This window comes from Vibrio sp. 1288, assembly GCF_033344475.1.
On the sequence record NZ_JAWPOX010000075.1, the window covers coordinates 1 to 3,045 of the forward strand.

Genomic DNA, 3,045 nt, shown 5'->3' on the forward strand with positions numbered 1-3,045 from the left:
ATCAACTCGAAACTCCTTCGGGTTGTATGGTTAAGTGACTAAGCGTACACGGTGGATGCCTTGGCAGTCAGAGGCGATGAAGGACGTATTAACTTGCGATAAGCCCAGATTAGGTAGTAAAAACCATTTGAGTCTGGGATTTCCGAATGGGGAAACCCAATACCATAAGGTATTACTGTTGAGTGAATACATAGCTCAACAGGGCGAACCGGGGGAACTGAAACATCTAAGTACCCCGAGGAAAAGAAATCAACCGAGATTCCGAAAGTAGCGGCGAGCGAAATTGGACTAGCCCTTAAGCTTTACACGCGTTAGACGAACGGTCTGGAAAGGCCGACGATACAGGGTGATAGTCCCGTAGTTGACGACGTGTGTTCAGTGAAATCGAGTAGGGCGGGACACGTGATATCCTGTCTGAATATGGGGGGACCATCCTCCAAGGCTAAATACTACTGACTGACCGATAGTGAACCAGTACCGTGAGGGAAAGGCGAAAAGAACCCCTGTGAGGGGAGTGAAATAGAACCTGAAACCGTGTACGTACAAGCAGTAGGAGCAGGCTTTGTCCTGTGACTGCGTACCTTTTGTATAATGGGTCAGCGACTTATATTCAGTGGCAAGGTTAACCATCTAGGGGAGCCGTAGGGAAACCGAGTCTTAACTGGGCGTTCAGTCTCTGGATATAGACCCGAAACCAGGTGATCTAGCCATGGGCAGGTTGAAGGTTGAGTAACATCAACTGGAGGACCGAACCGACTAATGTTGAAAAATTAGCGGATGACTTGTGGCTAGGGGTGAAAGGCCAATCAAACCTGGAGATAGCTGGTTCTCCCCGAAAGCTATTTAGGTAGCGCCTCGGACGAATACTACTGGGGGTAGAGCACTGTTAAGGCTAGGGGGTCATCCCGACTTACCAACCCTTTGCAAACTCCGAATACCAGTAAGTACTATCCGGGAGACACACGGCGGGTGCTAACGTCCGTCGTGGAGAGGGAAACAACCCAGACCGCCAGCTAAGGTCCCAAATTACTACTAAGTGGGAAACGATGTGGGAAGGCTCAGACAGCCAGGATGTTGGCTTAGAAGCAGCCATCATTTAAAGAAAGCGTAATAGCTCACTGGTCGAGTCGGCCTGCGCGGAAGATGTAACGGGGCTAAGTAGTAAACCGAAGCTGCGGCAATGCACTTTAGTGCATTGGGTAGGGGAGCGTTCTGTAAGCGGTTGAAGGTGTGTGGTAACGCATGCTGGACGTATCAGAAGTGCGAATGCTGACATGAGTAACGATAAAGGGGGTGAAAAACCTCCTCGCCGGAAGACCAAGGGTTCCTGTCCAACGTTAATCGGGGCAGGGTAAGTCGACCCCTAAGGCGAGGCCGAAAGGCGTAGTCGATGGGAAACGGGTTAATATTCCCGTACTTCTTACAATTGCGATGGGGGGACGGAGAAGGCTAGGTGGGCCTGGCGACGGTTGTCCAGGTTCAAGTGCGTAGGCTGAGAAATTAGGTAAATCCGGTTTCTCTTAAGGCTGAGACACGACGTCGAGCATCTACGGATGTGAAGTCATTGATGCCATGCTTCCAGGAAAAGCCTCTAAGCTTCAGATTGTAAGGAATCGTACCCCAAACCGACACAGGTGGTCGGGTAGAGAATACCAAGGCGCTTGAGAGAACTCGGGTGAAGGAACTAGGCAAAATGGTACCGTAACTTCGGGAGAAGGTACGCTCTCGACGGTGAAGTCCCTCGCGGATGGAGCTATTGAGAGTCGCAGATACCAGGTGGCTGCAACTGTTTATTAAAAACACAGCACTGTGCAAAATCGCAAGATGACGTATACGGTGTGACGCCTGCCCGGTGCCGGAAGGTTAATTGATGGGGTTAGACTTCGGTCGAAGCTCTTGATCGAAGCCCCGGTAAACGGCGGCCGTAACTATAACGGTCCTAAGGTAGCGAAATTCCTTGTCGGGTAAGTTCCGACCTGCACGAATGGCGTAATGATGGCCACGCTGTCTCCACCCGAGACTCAGTGAAATTGAAATCGCTGTGAAGATGCAGTGTACCCGCGGCTAGACGGAAAGACCCCGTGAACCTTTACTACAGCTTGGCACTGAACATTGACCCTACATGTGTAGGATAGGTGGGAGGCTTTGAAGCGCAGTCGCTAGATTGCGTGGAGCCGTCCTTGAAATACCACCCTTGTAGTGTTGATGTTCTAACGTCGACCCCTTATCGGGGTTGCGGACAGTGCCTGGTGGGTAGTTTGACTGGGGCGGTCTCCTCCCAAAGCGTAACGGAGGAGCACGAAGGTGGGCTAATCACGGTTGGACATCGTGAGGTTAGTGCAATGGCATAAGCCCGCTTGACTGCGAGAATGACAATTCGAGCAGGTGCGAAAGCAGGTCATAGTGATCCGGTGGTTCTGAATGGAAGGGCCATCGCTCAACGGATAAAAGGTACTCCGGGGATAACAGGCTGATACCGCCCAAGAGTTCATATCGACGGCGGTGTTTGGCACCTCGATGTCGGCTCATCACATCCTGGGGCTGAAGTCGGTCCCAAGGGTATGGCTGTTCGCCATTTAAAGTGGTACGCGAGCTGGGTTTAGAACGTCGTGAGACAGTTCGGTCCCTATCTGCCGTGGGCGTTGGAGAATTGAAAGGGGCTGCTCCTAGTACGAGAGGACCGGAGTGGACGAACCTCTGGTGTTCGGGTTGTGTCGCCAGACGCATTGCCCGGTAGCTAAGTTCGGGATCGATAACCGCTGAAAGCATCTAAGCGGGAAGCGAGCCTTGAGATGAGTTCTCCCTGATACTTTAAGTATCCTAAAGGGTTGTCGTAGACTACGACGTTGATAGGCAGGGTGTGTAAGCGTTGTGAGGCGTTGAGCTAACCTGTACTAATTGCCCGTGAGGCTTAACCATACAACACCCAAGGGGTTTTGATGGACTCAATGAAAGAACATTGAATGTGTAAGAACGAGAATTAAAAAAACAGCTTTCCAGATTAAAGAATTTGCTTGGCGACCATAGCGTTTTGGACCCACCTGA

Annotated in this window: 1 rRNA gene; it reads left to right on the forward strand. The window is 51.2% G+C overall.

What is annotated here, in order from left to right:
* Nucleotides 1–28: 28 nt before the first annotated feature.
* A 23S ribosomal RNA gene (locus tag R8O11_RS24620) occupies nt 29–2,919 on the forward strand.
* Nucleotides 2,920–3,045 lie beyond the last annotated feature (126 nt).